Origin of the sequence: Kosakonia pseudosacchari, assembly GCF_015167415.1 — a bacterium.
GTDB lineage: Bacteria > Pseudomonadota > Gammaproteobacteria > Enterobacterales > Enterobacteriaceae > Kosakonia > Kosakonia pseudosacchari.
On sequence record NZ_CP063425.1, the window covers coordinates 2,894,913 to 2,910,918 of the forward strand.

The window sequence follows — 16,006 nt, forward strand, 5'->3', positions numbered from 1 at the left end:
TTATTTATTCTCCGGCGTCTCTTTTTTGACGACAGAAATACCCAACTCAGCCAGCGACGCCGGGTTGGCGAAACTTGGCGCTTCCGTCAGCAGACAGGCCGCAGCCGTGGTTTTCGGGAACGCAATCACGTCACGGATGTTATCGGTGCCGGTCAGCAGCATGGTCAGACGATCCAGACCAAATGCCAGGCCCGCGTGCGGCGGCGTACCGTACTTCAGCGCATCCAGCAGGAAGCCGAACTTCTCACGCTGTTCCTGCTCATTGATACCCAGAATGCCGAACACTGTCTGCTGCATTTCGCCGTTATGGATACGCACCGAACCGCCGCCCACTTCATAGCCGTTAATCACCATATCGTAGGCGTTAGCCACAGCGTCTTCCGGCGCCGCCTTCAGCTCAGCCGCGGTCATATCTTTCGGCGAGGTGAACGGATGGTGCATCGCGGTCAGACCGCCTTCGCCGTCATCTTCAAACATCGGGAAGTCGATCACCCACAGCGGCGCCCATTTGGCTTCGTCGGTCAGGTTCAGGTCTTTACCGAGTTTCAGACGCAGCGCACCCAGCGCATCGGCAACCACTTTTTTGTGGTCCGCGCCGAAGAAAATCATGTCGCCATCTTGTGCGCCAGTGCGCTCAAGGATCGCGCCAACAATTTCAGCGTTCAGGAATTTGGCGACCGGGCTGGTGATCCCCTCCAGTCCTTTTGCCGCTTCGTTGACCTTAATATAAGCAAGGCCTTTCGCCCCGTAGATTTCGATAAACTTGCCGTAGTCGTCAATCTGTTTACGGCTAAGTTGTGCGCCACCTGGCACACGCAGCGCAGCAACGCGACCTTTCGGATCATTTGCCGGGCCGGAGAAAACTTTAAACTCAACCGCTTTCAGCAAGTCAGCAACGTCGACCAGCTCCATCGGGTTACGCAAATCGGGTTTATCGGAACCGTAACGGCGCTCGGCTTCGGCGAAAGTCATAATCGGGAAGTCGCCCAGATCCACACCACGAATTTCCTGCCACAGTTCGCGGACCATCGCTTCCATCACTTCACGCACCTGCGGCGCGGTCATAAAGGAGGTTTCCACATCGATCTGGGTGAATTCCGGCTGGCGGTCAGCACGCAGGTCTTCGTCACGGAAACATTTGACGATCTGGTAGTAGCGGTCGAAGCCGGACATCATCAGCAACTGTTTGAACAGCTGCGGAGATTGCGGCAGCGCGTAAAATTTGCCTTTATGCACGCGCGAAGGCACGAGATAGTCACGCGCGCCTTCCGGCGTCGCTTTGGTCAGCATCGGGGTTTCAATATCGAGGAAACCGTGGTCATCCATAAAGCGACGCACAAAGCTGGTGATTTTGGCGCGGGTTTTCAGGCGCTGAGCCATTTCCGGGCGGCGCAGATCGAGGTAGCGATATTTCAGACGCGCTTCTTCGGTATTAACGTGGTTGGAGTCCAGCGGCAGCACGTCAGAACGGTTGATAATATTCAGCTCGGTGGCGAACACTTCCACTTCACCGGTTGCCATATCTTTGTTGACGTTTTTGCCATCGCGCGCACGTACGGTACCGGTTACCTGAATGCAGAACTCATTACGCAGTTCAGAGGCGAGCTGGAACGCATCCTGACGGTCCGGGTCGAAAAACACCTGCACGATGCCTTCACGATCGCGCATATCAATAAAGATAAGGCTACCGAGGTCACGACGACGGTTGACCCACCCACAAAGCGTTACTTGCTGTCCCACATGGGACTGATTGAGCTGCCCGCAATATACTGTACGCATGAGATATCCCTTAATTAGCTGCGCGCGACCCGCCGCCTGCGGGGCAGGCACTCTGGTGGCAGCTATTTTCGTATGTCACAACTGGATGAAAAAAGGGGGCTATTATACTGGAAATTCTGACTGACGATAAGCCCGCGACCGACTGTACGCGCGTTTGCTGCGCGCTTATTGCGCATTCTCACAAAATTTAACAAAATTTGTAAACCGTCCACACAGGCATAACGCGTAAGGTATCCGCCGACGTCATTCATTTTTCAGGAGTTATTATGCTGGAACTCAATGCTGAGAAAACCGCACTGGTGGTGATCGATTTACAGGAAGGTATTTTGCCTTTCGCCGGTGGTCCGCACACAGCGCAGGACGTGGTTCAACGTGCCTCAACGCTCGCGGAGAAATTTCGTGCCAACGGTTCTCCGGTGGTATTCGTGCGCGTTGGCTGGTCGGCGGATTTTGCCGAAGCGCTGAAACAGCCGGTTGACGCTGCTACAGGCGGTCATGCCCTGCCAGACAACTGGTGGGTTTACCCACAGGCACTGGGTAAAAAAGAGAGCGATATAGAAGTGACCAAACGCCAGTGGGGCGCGTTCTACGGTACCGATCTCGAACTGCAACTGCGCCGTCGCGGTATCGACACCATTGTGCTGTGCGGCATTTCCACCAATATTGGCGTGGAATCCACCGCACGCAACGCGTGGGAGTTAGGCTTTTCGCTGGTAATTGCAGAAGACGCTTGCAGCGCAGGCAGCAGCGAGCAGCACCAGGGCAGCCTGAAGTACATCTTCCCGCGCATTAGCCGTGTTCGCAGCACGGACGAGATCCTCAACGCGTTATGATGTATGTCGGCCTGCCGCAATGGTCGCACCCCAAATGGGTGCGCCTTGGCATTACCAGCCTCGAAGAGTACGCCCGTCACTTTAACTGCGTCGAAGGTAACACCACGCTTTACGCGCTGCCAAAAGCGGAGATCGTGGCGCGCTGGCGCGAACAAACCACCGATGATTTTCGCTTCTGCTTTAAATTTCCCGCCACCATTTCGCACCAGGCGGCGCTGCGTAACTGCCGCGATCTGACAGATGAATTTTTTCAACGGATGTCGCCGCTCGCCAACCGGATAGGCCAGTACTGGTTACAGCTTCCGGCGACCTTTGGCCCGCGCGATCTCCCCGCTTTGTGGGCATTTCTGGACGCACTGCCTGCCGGTTTCACCTATGGCGTTGAAGTGCGCCATCCAGGCTTTTTCGCCAAAGGCGAAGAGGAAAAAGCGCTCAATCAAGGCTTACATGCGCGCAGCATAAACCGAGTGATCCTTGATAGCCGCCCGGTGCACAGCGCCATTCCCCATAGTGAAGCGATCATCGAAGCGCAGCGCAAAAAGCCGAAAGTACCGGTACATGCGCTGATTACCGCCGGTCACCCGATGGTGCGTTTTATCGGCAGCGACAATATGGAACAAAATCGTCAGCTGTTTGCCGTATGGCTGCAAAAACTCCCGTTGTGGGAACAGACCACCACCCCCTATTTGTTTTTGCATACGCCGGATATCGCCCAGGCACCGGAACTGGTAGAAACCCTGTGGCCGGGTTTGCAGGCCGCCGCCCCAAGCGTTGGCAACGCCCCTTCTCTTCCGCTGCAATCTTCTCTTTTCTGAACGAACCACCTATCATTGTTAAGCGGTCACCAGAGCCTTAAAGGGAGTTAGTATGGTTAGCGCGCTTTACGCCGTGCTGGGTGCATTGTTACTCATAAAATTTTCTTTTGACGTTATTCGCCTGCGCACGCAATACCGTGTTAGCTACGGCGACGGCGGGTTTAGCGAGTTGCAAAGTGCGATACGCATTCATGGCAATGCGGTGGAATACATTCCCGTCGCCCTGATCCTGCTGCTTTTTATGGAGATGGACGGCGCGCAAACATGGTTAGTGCACGTTTGCGGGCTGCTGCTGATCGCCGGTCGCCTGATGCATTATTACGGCTTTCATCACCGCCTGATCCGCTGGCGTCGTTCCGGCATGGGCGCAACCTTTTGCTCCTTGCTGCTGATGGTGCTGGCAAATCTGTGGTACATGCCCTGGGAGTTGGTTTTCTCCCTGCATTAGCGCACAATACGCCCCTTTGTTTTCCCGGATATTTACACTATGTCTCACCGCGACACGCTTTTTTCTGCGCCTATCGCCAGCCTGGGCGACTGGACTTTTGACGAACGGGTAGCTGAAGTCTTCCCGGACATGATCCAGCGTTCCGTACCGGGTTACTCCAATATTATCTCGATGATCGGTATGCTGGCGGAGCGCTTTGTTCAGCCCGCCACGCAGGTCTACGATCTCGGCTGCTCACTGGGCGCGGCAACGCTCTCGGTGCGCCGCAACATTCACCATGCCGATTGCAAAATTATCGCCGTCGACAACTCGCCCGCCATGGTGGAGCGCTGCCGTCGACATATTGATGCCTATAAAGCGCCAACGCCCGTTGAGGTGATTGAAGGTGATATTCGCGATATTCACATCGAAAACGCCTCGATGGTGGTGCTCAACTTCACCTTGCAATTTCTGGAGCCGGACGACCGCCTGAAACTGCTGCAGAAAGTTTACCAGGGGCTGAACCCTGGCGGCGCGTTAGTGTTATCGGAAAAATTCAGTTTTGAAGACCATACCGTCGGCGAACTGCTGTTCAATATGCACCACGACTTTAAACGCGCTAACGGCTACAGCGAACTGGAGATCAGCCAGAAACGCAGCATGCTGGAAAATGTGATGCTGACGGATTCTGTTGAAGCGCATAAAGCGCGGCTGCGCAGCGCGGGTTTTGAACACAGTGAACTGTGGTTCCAGTGCTTTAATTTTGGTTCGCTGGTGGCACTGAAGGCGGTCGAAGCATGATTGAGTTTGGCCGTTTTTATCAGCAAATCGCCACCGGTACGCTCGCGCACTGGCTGGAAACGTTACCCGCGCAGATCGCCGCCTGGCAGCGTGAAGCATTGCACGGGCAGTTTAAGCAGTGGAACAACGCGGTAGAATTTCTGCCGACCATCACGCCCGCAAAGCTGGATCTGCTGCACAGCGTCAGCGCGCAAAGCGCCGAACCGCTCAGCGCCGGGCAGCTCAAAGGTATGGAAACCCTGCTGCGTAATCTGATGCCGTGGCGCAAAGGGCCATTTTCACTGTATGGCATTGATATCGATACCGAATGGCGTTCCGACTGGAAATGGGAGCGCGTCCTGCCGCACCTTTCCGATCTGAAAGGCCGCACCATTCTGGATGTCGGCTGCGGCAGCGGTTATCACCTGTGGCGCATGGTCGGCGCGGGTGCGCAGCTTGCCGTTGGTATCGATCCGACGCAGTTGTTCCTGTGCCAGTTTGAAGCCGTGCGTAAGCTGTTAGGTGACGATCGTCGCGCGCATCTCTTGCCGCTCGGTATTGAGCAGCTTCCGGCGCTGAACGCCTTCGATACCGTGTTTTCTATGGGCGTGCTCTATCATCGCCGTTCACCGCTTGAACATCTGTGGCAGTTGAAAGATCAACTGGTGAAAGATGGCGAGCTGGTACTGGAAACGCTGGTGGTGGAAGGTGATGAAAATACTGTGCTGGTGCCCGGTGACCGCTACGCGCAAATGCGAAATGTCTATTTCATTCCTTCCGCGCTGGCGTTGAAAAACTGGCTGGAAAAGTGCGGTTTTGTTGATGTCCGCATTGCGGATATGAGCATCACCAGCACCGATGAGCAACGCCGCACGTCGTGGATGGTGACCGAATCGCTGGCGGATTTCCTGGATCCGGCGGACAGCAGCAAAACCGTGGAAGGTTACCCGGCGCCAGTTCGCGCGGTACTGATAGCCCGGAAACCCTGACTATCTGGCTCCCCGGCCTGACAAGGGGTTTTCTACAGACAAAAAAAGGCCCCTGTTAATGGCAGGGGCCTGGTACAAGCAAGCATCATATTGGGCGACATGATGCGCGGTAAAAACTGTTACGGGCGATGGTGCGAAATCATCTCTTTCATCACCGCCACCGCATCGCCATCCACACCGTAGCGGGCATATTCATCCGCACTGGCATCTGACGACATCGATAATCCTGGATTGCGGTAGCGCATCGGCGATGCCGTCCAGCGGCCTGCCGAGCTATGCACCTCTTTGATACCCGCATGGAGAAAGGTTTCGAGGTTATCCGGACGCACGCCTGCGCCGGCCATAATGATTGGAACACCAGACCTGGCATTTAGTTCCGTGATTAATGAAAGTCCTTTTACCGCCGACGACTGCTGACCGGATGTGAGAATACGCGCGATGCCTAATTCCGCTAATTTATCAAACACCTGCAGCGGGTTAGCACACATATCGAACGCGCGATGAAAAGTTACCGCCATCCCCTGCGCAGCCTGCATAATTTCCCGCATGCGCACAATATCGACATCGCCCTCTTCCGTCAGCACACCGGTGACCAGGCCGGGAAAACCCAGATCACGGAGCATCGCAATATCGCTCAGCATGGAGGCAAACTCATCGCCCCGGTAGCAAAAATCCCCACCGCGCGGGCGCACGATCGGGTGTACGGGAATGGTCACGGCCTGACGAATCGCTTTTAACGCGCCAAAGGAAGGGGTTAATCCGCCCTCTTTCGGCGCGGCGCAGAATTCAATGCGATCGGCCCCACGTTGCTCAGCGAGCACCGCGTCATCGACACCATAACAACAGATTTCCAGTAAGGTCATTTCATCTCCCTCGGTTCAGCATGGCTTGTTTTCACAAGCGCTGTCGCCCGCTCGCTTCACTGCTCGCTCGCGACAATCTCTTCGATGGTCCACGGATGAAACTTCACAGTGACTTTGCCATCCGTCACCGCAAGCGTGGGATTAGGCAGCCGTTCACGTTCGCCTTTTGGTGAACTGGTTTTCACCGAAATACCCGGCTGGCTTAAACCCTCATCAGCCAGCAGTGCCAGCGCACGCGCATTGAGCGTGGCGATATCGCCCGGCAGTACGATTTCAACATGCTCCCACCCTTCGTGCGGGTAGCGCTTTTCACCCGGCCATGGCAACTCAATCACCGTAAACTGCCAGTGGGCAACGCACACCGGCTCGCGCAGTTTGAACAGACAAATTGGCCGACCATTAATGATGTTTTCCGACAGCAGTGCGCCGCATTGCTCAAAGCCACGCCGCCAGCGTTCCGCCGTGGTGTTCTGGTGACAGCGCAACGAGATGTGATCGGCATTTAAAGGTGCAATATCCAGCCCCAGACGGGTAGTTAAATTTTGCAAATCTTGGGTAAACCGTGGCAAATCTTCCACGATATCCTGCAACTCTTCGATGGTTTGCCAGGTACGCATAACAGTGCTCGCAAGTCATAACAAAGCGCATAATCTACCGTGTTATGCAGTGCTGACGCCACCGGGCATTTGCAGTATACTCCCGCCTTTATTAAACACCCGGACACCGCCTCAGCTACGCGGTGTCCTAAAAGTAAGGTATCCCGGTGAATATTCAGGCTCTTCTCTCAGAAAAAGTCAGTCAGGCCATGATTGCAGCAGGCGCGCCAGCCGATTGTGAAGCGCAGGTTCGTCAGTCAGCAAAAATTCAGTTTGGCGACTATCAGGCTAACGGCGTGATGGCAGTGGCGAAAAAACTGGGCATGGCGCCGCGACAACTGGCCGAGCAGGTTCTGTCTCACCTTTCTCTCGACGGGATTGCCAACAAAGTTGAAATCGCCGGTCCTGGCTTTATCAATATTTTCCTCGCGCCTGAGTTTCTCGCCTCGCAGGTGGATGCCGCGCTGAAATCCGATCGCCTCGGCGTGACAAAACCGCAGCCGCAAACGGTGGTTATCGATTACTCGGCGCCGAACGTGGCAAAAGAGATGCATGTCGGCCACCTGCGCTCCACCATCATTGGCGATGCGTCGGTCCGTACACTGGAGTTCCTCGGCCATAACGTGATTCGCGCTAACCACGTCGGCGACTGGGGCACCCAGTTCGGCATGCTGATTGCCTATCTTGAGCTGCAACAGCAAGAGAACGCCGGTGAAATGGCGCTGGCAGATCTCGAAGGTTTTTACCGCGAAGCCAAAAAACATTACGACGAAGACGCGGCGTTCGCTGAACGCGCGCGCGGTTACGTAGTGAAGCTGCAAGGCGGCGATGAATATTGCCGTGAGATGTGGCGCAAGCTGGTCGATATCACCATGAGCCAGAACCAGAAAACCTACGAACGCCTGAACGTGACACTGACCCGCAAAGATGTCATGGGCGAAAGCCTGTATAACCCGATGTTGCCGGGCATTGTTGCGGATCTGAAAGCCAAAGGTCTGGCAGTCGAGAGCGAAGGCGCGACCGTGGTGTTCCTGGACGAGTACAAAAACAAAGAAGGCGAGCCGATGGGCGTCATCATCCAGAAAAAGGATGGCGGCTACCTCTACACCACTACGGACATCGCCTGCGCGAAATACCGTTATGAAACGCTGCATGCCGATCGCGTGCTCTACTACATCGATTCCCGTCAGCATCAACACCTGATGCAGGCCTGGACCATCGTGCGCAAAGCCGGTTATGTGCCGGATTCCGTGCCGCTGGAACACCACATGTTCGGCATGATGCTCGGTAAAGACGGCAAGCCGTTTAAAACCCGCGCGGGCGGTACGGTGAAACTTTCCGATCTGCTGGATGAAGCGCTGGAGCGCGCCCGCCGTCTGGTGGCAGAAAAGAACCCGGATATGCCTGCTGACGAGCTGGAAAAACTGGCCAACGCCGTGGGTATTGGCGCGGTGAAATATGCGGATCTGTCAAAGAACCGCACCACCGATTACGTTTTTGACTGGGACAACATGCTGGCCTTTGAAGGCAACACCGCGCCGTACATGCAGTACGCTTACACCCGCGTGCTCTCCGTATTCCGCAAAGCGGGCATTGAAGAGAACGTGCTGGAAAACGCACCTGTGGTGATTGGCGAAGAGCGTGAATCCCAGCTGGCAGCGCGCCTGTTGCAGTTCGAAGAAACCCTCTCCGTCGTGGCGCGTGAAGGTACACCGCATGTGATGTGTGCCTATCTGTACGATCTGGCGGGCCTGTTCTCCGGCTTCTACGAGCACTGCCCGATCCTCAGCGCCGAGAGCGATGAGACCCGCTTGAGCCGTCTGAAACTGGCTCTGTTGACGGCAAAAACGCTGAAGCTCGGTCTGGATACGCTGGGTATCGAAACCGTTGAGCGTATGTAATCGCACTGTTTTATCGCCATAAAAAAACCCCGGTCAGCCGGGGTTTTTCTTTTATCGCCTCTCAGAAATATTTGCGCAGATACTCCGTTAAACAGAGCATCGCCATCGCCTGGCCGTATGGCATTGAAGTCAGCGGGATCTGGCGGTAAAACGCCAGATTACTGCCCATTCCGGTACCAAATGACACCTGCAACAACTCCCCTTCCGGCGAGATATGGCCCACAATCGCTTTCACCGCTTTCTCTGCCACATCCGTGTAATCGGCGCTGATATAACGCTTACGCAGCGCTTTCAGAATGCCATAGGCAAACCCGGCGGTTGCCGAGGCTTCCAGATAAGAATCCGGATCGTCGAGCAGCGTATGCCATAACCCGCTTTCATGCTGACACTTCGCCAGCGCGGCGACTTGCGCATTCAACACCTGGACCAGGTAACGGCGCACCGCGTTGTTTTCCGGCAGATCGACAAGCTCGAGAAAATCCGGGATAACAATGGTCAGCCAGCTATTACCGCGCGCCCAGCGGGCATTGGCGAAATTATGGTGGCCATCATAACTCCAGCCGTGGAACCACAGCCCGGTTTCCCGGTCCATCAGGTTCTGCACATGCAGCAGGAACTGATACACCGCCTCTTCCACATAGTCTGGCCGGTTGAGCAGTTTGCCAATTTTCGCCAGCGGCAGCACAGTCATCATCAGCGTGTCGTCCCACATCTGCTGGTGGTTCTCCTCCGCCAGCGTGATGTGCTGCATCCCGCCGCAGTCGGTGCGCGGCATCTCGTTCATCGCCCATTCAGCCCAGCTTTCCAGCCACGGCAGCCAGGCCGGATTACCTGTCTCTTCGTAGCGATATGCCAGCGTCAGGAACGGCGCCATGGTGTTGACGTTTTTCGTGGTCGCCCCTTCTGCAAAGCGGTCGGCAAACCAGTTATCAATCACCTCGCGCACACCCTCTTCCCCGGTCTGACGATAATACTGATACATCCCGTACAGACCGACGCCGTGCGTCCACTCCCAGCCAGCCCAGCCTTTGGTATCAATCACGCGCCCATCGTCGAGACGGAGTAAAAACTCACCGGTGTTGTCGTGAATATTGACCAGGTTATGCGTCACCTTGCGGATCAACGCTTTCAGTTCATCACGGGCGATAAAACGCTCTGGCTGACGCAGTAACGGGCTGTGTTTGACAGGCCAAACCTTCATATTCTTAACCTCAGTTGTAAGTCGATTTCAGTGACGCGTTTTTCAGCGATGGCGCGGCAGGTTTATTGCGATTCAGATAACCGATATTGTTATTTCCCCACAGGGATTCATAAGGCATGCCCGCCAGCATTTCGACGGTTTCACGCGCCTGCGGGGTAATACTTTCTGGCATCGCGCGACCGCTCTGGCGCATTTTGGCGGTTTCTTCACGCAGCACGCTGTGGGTTTTCAGGTTCAGCTTGAAGCGCAAAGAGACAAGGAAGCCGCAGCACAGCACCGCAATGGTGCCAAAACACATGATCATCAAAATGGTGTGGCTCACTTCTGGCACCTGGGTTTTCTGCCCGGAGACAAAGCCAGACGCCTGCATCACGATCCCTACCAGCATCACCGCACCCGCCTGCGAGGCTTTACGGGTCAGCGTCATGATCCCGGCGAAAATCCCTTCCCGGCGCTGACCGGTGACCACTTCGTCAATATCCGCAATGTAGGTGTAGGTGTTCCACGGTACGTAGTTGATACCACCACGTCCCAGACCGGCAACGGCGGAAACCAGCAACAGCAGCGAATAAACATCGCTTAAACCGGCGTAGTAGAGCACGGCATAAGAGGCTGCGCTCAGGCCGAACAGCACCACCACCATACGGTAGGACGGCGCAGGTCCGAAGCGGATGCACAACGGGATCATGGCAATCACCGCGATGAACTGGAAAATCGCCATCGTGCCCAGCAAGTTGGAGGCCAGCGAAGCTTCCTGCATCAGCACGAACACCACGTAATAGGTGAATACCGCGTTAAACACGTCCTGCGCGATATAGCCGCCGAGGTACATTCCCAGGTGCTGGCGGAAAATCTTGATACGCAGCGTAGAGCTGAGTTCAACAAACAGGCGACGCAAACTTTGCCCAAGCGTGAGGCTCTTTTTCTCTTCCTCCGCGCGCAGCGCCGCTTCGGTCCACTCTTCGCGCGGACGCTCCCAGGTAAAGCACCAGACAAACGTCAGCATCAGCGCACAGAGCACCGAGAACACCAGGCTTGCATAGAAAAAGGAGACCGGGTTGTCTTTACCAAAGTGTGACAGCAGAACACCCGGCAGGAACGAGGCCAGAATCGCCGACATCTGCGCCATGGAGATACGCGCGCCGGAGAATTTGGTTTTCTGTTTAAAGTCGTCAGTCATTTCCGGCACCAGCGTTTCGTACGGCACCAGAATCATGGTGTAGACCACATCAAACAGCAGATAGGTCAGCAGGTAATACCAGAAACTCATGTCCCCTACCCACATTATCGAGTAGCTGAACACGCACGGAATACCCAGCAGAATAAAGAACTTACGCCGACCGAAGCGTTTACCAAGCCAGGTAGAACCGAAGTTATCGGTTAAAAAGCCCATCAGCGGGCTGACCACCGCGTCCAGCACCCTTGCTGTCGCGAAGATAAATGTCGCTTCAATCGGCGTCAGGCCGCAAAAGGTCGTATAGAAATAGAGCAACCATGCTGCGGTTAACGCGGTTGTGCCCGCACCCAGAAAATCGCCCGAGCCATAGGCGAGATAATTAGCCAATCCAATTTTTCGTGTTTTCATTGCCGTCAACCCTGTTTATTTTGGGGGACCTTTGACGATCCGGCTTAGCCAAAGGAATTTCTTACACGGCTAAAGTAAGAGGATGTGCAGCGGGAAACCTTTCTGTTTCTGCCATCAAAATTACGCGGCTGGCAAAAATGCAAAGAGTGCCGATACGCGCTTCACTGATTTATAAAACAGCGTTTCTTTTGCATCAAAAGGAGCGGCCAAAAATGCGGGGCGGATAGCAAAATCCCGCCAGTGCGGCGGGATTTTCGGGCGGAAAACGAGCTAACTACTTGAAGCGCAGCGGTTAGTTTCGCTGAGCTGGCTGGCGGTAATTGACCAGCACTTTATTACTACGCACGTCCAGCGGCGGCCATAAGCGTCCACCGCCGGGCACTTCCCAGACAAAACGCAGCGATTCGAGCGCCGGGACATCGGTAAAGCCGCGCGTGGTGCCGCTCTGCCCATCCAGCTCGACACAGCGCGCCTGCGAGCAGAGTCGAACCACTAACCCGGCAGGCGTCGGGCCATTTAATTCATAGCGCCAGGAGACATCCGTCATCAGCCCGTTTACCGGCTGCGACGGGCCCAGCGGGCGCGATGAAGCGACCACGCCACGGTTGTCCAGCCGGATACCGATACTGCTGGCCTGCCACATGCCCTCGCCAATGCCGTTTCCGGCCGCGTGAGCAAACAACGGCAAAACCACCAACCAGGCCAGATAACGCATTATTTGCCTCCGATGGTCGCAGTCATACGGATGCTGCGGTTATCCGACATTTCCATATTCGACAGCACCACCAGTTGCGGTAGGCTGCGGCGCAGGAAGCGCGCCAGTAATGGACGCAGTGCGTGGTTCACCAGCAACACCGGCGGCGCACCCAACATTTCCTGGCGCGTCAACGCTTCCTGTGTTTGTTCCAGTAAGCGATCGGCAAGACCCGGTTCCAGCCCCCCACCGCCCTGCAACGCCTGCAACAGCAAACGTTCAAGCGGCGTATCAAGACCAATCACCTGCACTTCATCATTACCCGGGAACCATTGCTGGGTAATGGCGCGGCCCAGGGCGACGCGTACCACCGCGGTGAGTTCGTGCGGATCGGTTTGCAGCGGCGCATGCTCGGCCAGCGTTTCCAGAATGGTACGCATATCGCGGATGGGTACTTTCTCGGCCAGCAGGTTTTGCAACACTTTGTGCAGCGTGGTCAGCGTGACGACTCCCGGCACCAAATCTTCGGTCAGTTTCGGCATCTCCTGGCTTACCCGGTCAAGCAATTGCTGCGCTTCCTGGCGACCAAACAGCTCCGCCGAGAATTGACCAATCAGGTGGTTAAGGTGTGTTGCCACCACGGTACTGGCTTCCACAACGGTGTAACCCTGGATCTGCGCCTGTTCTTTCAACGCGCTCTCAATCCAGATAGCAGCCAGGCCAAAGGCCGGATCCACGGTTTGCTCGCCCGGTAGCGAACCCGCCGCCGTGCCCGGGTTAATCGCCAGCCAGCGGCCTGGATAAGCCTCGCCGCTGCCAATTTCCACCCCTTTCATCAGGATGCGATAACGCGCTGGCGGCAGATCCATATTGTCGCGGATGTGGACAACAGGCGGCAGGAAGCCCATATCCTGCGCGAATTTCTTACGAATACTGCGGATACGGCCTAACAACTCGCCATCCTGCTGGAAGTCCACCATCGGGATCAGGCGATAACCCACTTCCATACCGAGGGAATCTTCAAGCTGTACATCGTTCCAGGTGGCTTCCACCGCCTGGGTATTTTCCGGCAGCTTCATCGGCGCGGCTTCAGCAGGCGCAGCCTGGTCTTTACCACGCAGCCACCAGGCAAGCCCCAGCAGCGCGGCGGTAAACAGCAGGAAGACAAAGTTCGGCATACCCGGCACCAGCCCCAGCAGGCCGAGTACGCCGGCGCTGAGCATCATCACGCGCGGGTTGCTGAACAGCTGGCCAACCATCTGCTGGCCAACATCCTGATCGGTACTGACGCGTGTGACGATAACACCCGCCGCGGTAGAGATAACCAGCGCCGGGATCTGCGCAACCAGACCGTCACCGATGGTCAGCAAGGTGTAACTTGATGCCGCATCGCCCATCGACAGGCCATGTTGCAGAACGCCCACCAGCAAGCCGCCGATGACGTTGATAACCATGATCAGAATACCGGCGATGGCGTCGCCGCGAACGAACTTACTCGCACCGTCCATCGAACCGTAGAAGTCCGCTTCTTGCGTTACTTCAGAACGGCGGCGTTTCGCTTCGTCTTCGCCGATGATCCCGGCGTTAAGGTCGGCGTCAATCGCCATCTGTTTACCGGGCATCCCATCGAGTACGAAACGCGCGCCCACTTCGGCGATACGCCCCGCACCTTTGGTGATAACCATAAAGTTGATGATAACGAGGATGACGAACACCACGATACCGATGGCGAAGTTGCCGCCGACGAGGAAGTGACCGAAGGCTTCAACCACCCGCCCTGCCGCCGCCGATCCCGTATGCCCTTCCATCAGGATAATACGCGTCGAGGCCACGTTCAGCGCCAGGCGCAGCAAGGTGGTAAACAGCAGAATGGTCGGGAAGGCGGCGAACTCCAGCGTGCGCTGGGTGAACATCGCCACCAACAGCACCATGATGGAAAGGGCGATGTTAAAGGTAAACAACAGGTCGAGGACAAACGCCGGTAGCGGCAGCACCATCATCGACAAAATAAGCAAAATGAGCACCGGCCCGGCGAGAACCTGCCATTGGGTCGATTTCAGATTGCTGGGTAGACGCAGCATTGCTACCAGATTAGCCATCAGTGTCCTTCTCGTTCAAAAAGTCCAGCGCCTCAGGCACCGGGAGATTCTCAGGTTTAACAGGTCGTTGCCCGCCGGACAGACGCCAGCGTTTCAACTGCCATACCCACGCCAGCACTTCGGCAACTGCCGCATACAGCTGGCCCGGGATTTGCTGACCAATTTCAGAATGGCGATAGAGCGCACGCGCCAGCGGCGGCGCTTCGAGGATCGGCACACGGTTCTCCGTCCCCAGCTCACGAATACGCAGCGCAATCATTCCCGCGCCTTTTGCCACCACTTTCGGTGCACTCATCTTATTCTCGTCATATTGCAGCGCGACAGAGTAGTGCGTCGGGTTGGTGACAATCACATCGGCTTTTGGCACATCGGCCATCATGCGACGGCGCGCCGCGGCACGCTGCATCTGCCGGATACGGCCTTTAATGTGCGGGTCGCCTTCGCTCTGTTTAAATTCGTCGCGGATGTCCTGGCGGGACATGCGCAGTTTTTTCATATGGCTGTAGATCTGCCAGAAAACGTCAAAGCCCACCATCGGGATAATGCTCAGCGCCACCAGCATGGCGCACAACCCGGCCAGATTGAGGGCGCTCGCCATTGCGGTCAGCGGCGATTCGCTCATCAGGCGCATCATTTCCGGCCAGTGATGCCATAAAAAAAAGCCCGCCACGCTGCCCATCAGCAGTGCTTTCATCAACGCTTTCACCAGCTCCGCGCCCACTTGCGCGGAGAACAAGCGCCCCAACCCGCTCAGCGGGTTGAGTTTGGAAAATTTAAACTCCAGCGATTTGGTGCTGAACACCAGCCCGCCCAGCATTACCGGGGCGATCATGGCGACAATCACTACGCCTGTCAGCAGCGGCAACATGCCAATCAGCACGTTTTTCAGCATCACGATGATCTGCCCGAGGATCAGGTTCTGGTCACTGATAATCTTGTGGTCAAAACGCAGCCCGGATGAGAGCGCCATCGATAACCTGTGACCAAACGCTTCGCCGCCAAACCACAGAATGCCGATACCGACCAACATGATCAGTAGCGATGTCAGTTCTTTGGATCGGGGGATTTGCCCTTCTTCGCGCGCTTTCTCTAGTCGGTGCGCTGTGGGGGCTTCTGTTTTGTCGTCGTTGTCTTCAGAGGCCACGGTCAACACATCCACGGGTTACAGGTTTGATGACATATTGCCAGAGTCAAGCCTGTCCAATGGGCAGAGTAAGGCATAAAAACAGAGGGTTTTCGCCATTTGAGTTGTCGCTTCACGTTCAACCTCGCATGCTGAAACGCAAACCAAACGGCAACGTCATCGGGAAAATCCTGCCTAAAGCCCATTTTTTATCGACATATCCTGTTCAGTCATCGCATAACAGAAATGCTAACGCTCTCCTTTATAATGGTCGGCTTCGCATCGTTATCGGCACGGACGTTATTTTTTATGCCACGACAC

Annotated in this window: 14 protein-coding genes; 6 read left to right on the top strand and 8 right to left on the bottom strand. The window is 55.8% G+C overall.

Features of this window, described 5'->3' with window-relative positions; translation table 11 throughout:
- Positions 1-1,779, bottom strand: coding sequence for an aspartate--tRNA ligase (gene aspS, locus IP581_RS13625; protein WP_086874058.1), 1,779 nt, complete (start codon positions 1,777-1,779; stop codon positions 1-3).
- Between the two features lie 266 nt (positions 1,780-2,045).
- Here aspS and IP581_RS13630 point away from each other — a divergent pair, with 266 nt between their 5' ends.
- Genes IP581_RS13630 through cmoB form a run of 5 tightly spaced genes read left to right on the top strand, consistent with a single transcriptional unit; the run spans position 2,046 to position 5,623 of the window.
- Positions 2,046-2,612 (top strand): hydrolase, encoded by a 567-nt coding sequence (locus IP581_RS13630; protein ID WP_097399558.1) that lies wholly within the window; start codon positions 2,046-2,048, stop codon positions 2,610-2,612.
- Positions 2,609-3,427, top strand: coding sequence for a DUF72 domain-containing protein (locus tag IP581_RS13635; RefSeq protein ID WP_097399557.1), 819 nt, complete (start codon positions 2,609-2,611; stop codon positions 3,425-3,427). The genes IP581_RS13630 and IP581_RS13635 overlap by 4 nt, the downstream gene beginning before the upstream one ends.
- A 52-nt stretch (positions 3,428-3,479) precedes the next feature.
- The gene (locus IP581_RS13640; RefSeq protein WP_017456923.1) at positions 3,480-3,875 is read left to right on the top strand and encodes an MAPEG family protein; all 396 of its coding nucleotides are present in this window, start codon (positions 3,480-3,482) and stop codon (positions 3,873-3,875) included.
- A 39-nt stretch (positions 3,876-3,914) separates the two neighbouring features.
- Positions 3,915-4,655, top strand: coding sequence for a carboxy-S-adenosyl-L-methionine synthase CmoA (cmoA, locus tag IP581_RS13645; protein ID WP_097399556.1), 741 nt, complete (start codon positions 3,915-3,917; stop codon positions 4,653-4,655).
- Positions 4,652-5,623 carry a tRNA 5-methoxyuridine(34)/uridine 5-oxyacetic acid(34) synthase CmoB gene (gene cmoB / locus IP581_RS13650; RefSeq protein ID WP_193820623.1) on the top strand — a complete coding sequence of 324 codons (972 nt, stop codon included), beginning with the start codon at positions 4,652-4,654 and terminating at the stop codon, positions 5,621-5,623. Before cmoA ends, cmoB begins: the two co-directional genes overlap by 4 nt.
- 119 nt (positions 5,624-5,742) lie before the next feature.
- Here the strand turns inward: cmoB and cutC are convergent, their stop codons facing one another.
- Positions 5,743-6,486 carry a copper homeostasis protein CutC gene (gene cutC, locus IP581_RS13655; RefSeq protein WP_193820624.1) on the bottom strand — a complete coding sequence of 248 codons (744 nt, stop codon included), beginning with the start codon at positions 6,484-6,486 and terminating at the stop codon, positions 5,743-5,745.
- A gap of 56 nt (positions 6,487-6,542) precedes the next feature.
- The gene (locus tag IP581_RS13660; protein WP_086874053.1) at positions 6,543-7,103 is read right to left on the bottom strand and encodes a VOC family protein; all 561 of its coding nucleotides are present in this window, start codon (positions 7,101-7,103) and stop codon (positions 6,543-6,545) included.
- Between the two features lie 146 nt (positions 7,104-7,249).
- On the opposite strand from IP581_RS13660, the gene argS reads away from it, so the two are divergent.
- On the top strand, positions 7,250-8,983 hold the full coding sequence (gene argS, locus IP581_RS13665) for an arginine--tRNA ligase (protein WP_086874052.1): 1,734 nt from the start codon (positions 7,250-7,252) through the stop codon (positions 8,981-8,983).
- 61 nt (positions 8,984-9,044) lie between these two features.
- Here the strand turns inward: argS and bglB are convergent, their stop codons facing one another.
- The 5 genes from bglB to flhB form a co-directional block, all read right to left on the bottom strand.
- A complete protein-coding gene (gene bglB / locus IP581_RS13670) occupies positions 9,045-10,184 on the bottom strand; it encodes a beta-galactosidase BglB (RefSeq protein ID WP_193820625.1) in 1,140 nt (379 codons plus the stop codon).
- 10 nt (positions 10,185-10,194) lie between these two features.
- Positions 10,195-11,769: an MFS transporter gene (locus IP581_RS13675; RefSeq protein WP_097399552.1), complete on the bottom strand. Its 1,575-nt coding sequence runs from the start codon at positions 11,767-11,769 to the stop codon at positions 10,195-10,197.
- 292 nt (positions 11,770-12,061) lie between these two features.
- Positions 12,062-12,484 (bottom strand): flagellar protein FlhE, encoded by a 423-nt coding sequence (gene flhE, locus IP581_RS13680; protein ID WP_193820626.1) that lies wholly within the window; start codon positions 12,482-12,484, stop codon positions 12,062-12,064.
- Complete coding sequence (gene flhA / locus IP581_RS13685) at positions 12,484-14,562, bottom strand: flagellar biosynthesis protein FlhA (protein WP_086874048.1); 2,079 nt, start codon at positions 14,560-14,562, stop codon at positions 12,484-12,486. Before flhA ends, flhE begins: the two co-directional genes overlap by 1 nt.
- Positions 14,555-15,706: a flagellar biosynthesis protein FlhB gene (gene flhB / locus IP581_RS13690; RefSeq protein WP_086874247.1), complete on the bottom strand. Its 1,152-nt coding sequence runs from the start codon at positions 15,704-15,706 to the stop codon at positions 14,555-14,557. The genes flhA and flhB overlap by 8 nt, the downstream gene beginning before the upstream one ends.
- Positions 15,707-16,006 lie beyond the last annotated feature (300 nt).

What these genes read in the sequence shown, in the direction of transcription:
- bglB (WP_193820625.1), bottom strand. Translation starts at nt 10,184, where the DNA reads ATGAAGGTTTGGCCTGTCAAACACAGCCCGTTACTGCGTCAGCCAGAG.
- IP581_RS13675 (WP_097399552.1), bottom strand. Translation starts at nt 11,769, where the DNA reads ATGAAAACACGAAAAATTGGATTGGCTAATTATCTCGCCTATGGCTCG.
- cmoB (WP_193820623.1), top strand. Translation starts at nt 4,652, where the DNA reads ATGATTGAGTTTGGCCGTTTTTATCAGCAAATCGCCACCGGTACGCTC.
- flhA (WP_086874048.1), bottom strand. Translation starts at nt 14,562, where the DNA reads ATGGCTAATCTGGTAGCAATGCTGCGTCTACCCAGCAATCTGAAATCG.
- cmoA (WP_097399556.1), top strand. Translation starts at nt 3,915, where the DNA reads ATGTCTCACCGCGACACGCTTTTTTCTGCGCCTATCGCCAGCCTGGGC.
- cutC (WP_193820624.1), bottom strand. Translation starts at nt 6,486, where the DNA reads ATGACCTTACTGGAAATCTGTTGTTATGGTGTCGATGACGCGGTGCTC.
- IP581_RS13630 (WP_097399558.1), top strand. Translation starts at nt 2,046, where the DNA reads ATGCTGGAACTCAATGCTGAGAAAACCGCACTGGTGGTGATCGATTTA.
- aspS (WP_086874058.1), bottom strand. Translation starts at nt 1,779, where the DNA reads ATGCGTACAGTATATTGCGGGCAGCTCAATCAGTCCCATGTGGGACAG.
- IP581_RS13635 (WP_097399557.1), top strand. Translation starts at nt 2,609, where the DNA reads ATGATGTATGTCGGCCTGCCGCAATGGTCGCACCCCAAATGGGTGCGC.
- IP581_RS13640 (WP_017456923.1), top strand. Translation starts at nt 3,480, where the DNA reads ATGGTTAGCGCGCTTTACGCCGTGCTGGGTGCATTGTTACTCATAAAA.
- flhE (WP_193820626.1), bottom strand. Translation starts at nt 12,484, where the DNA reads ATGCGTTATCTGGCCTGGTTGGTGGTTTTGCCGTTGTTTGCTCACGCG.
- IP581_RS13660 (WP_086874053.1), bottom strand. Translation starts at nt 7,103, where the DNA reads ATGCGTACCTGGCAAACCATCGAAGAGTTGCAGGATATCGTGGAAGAT.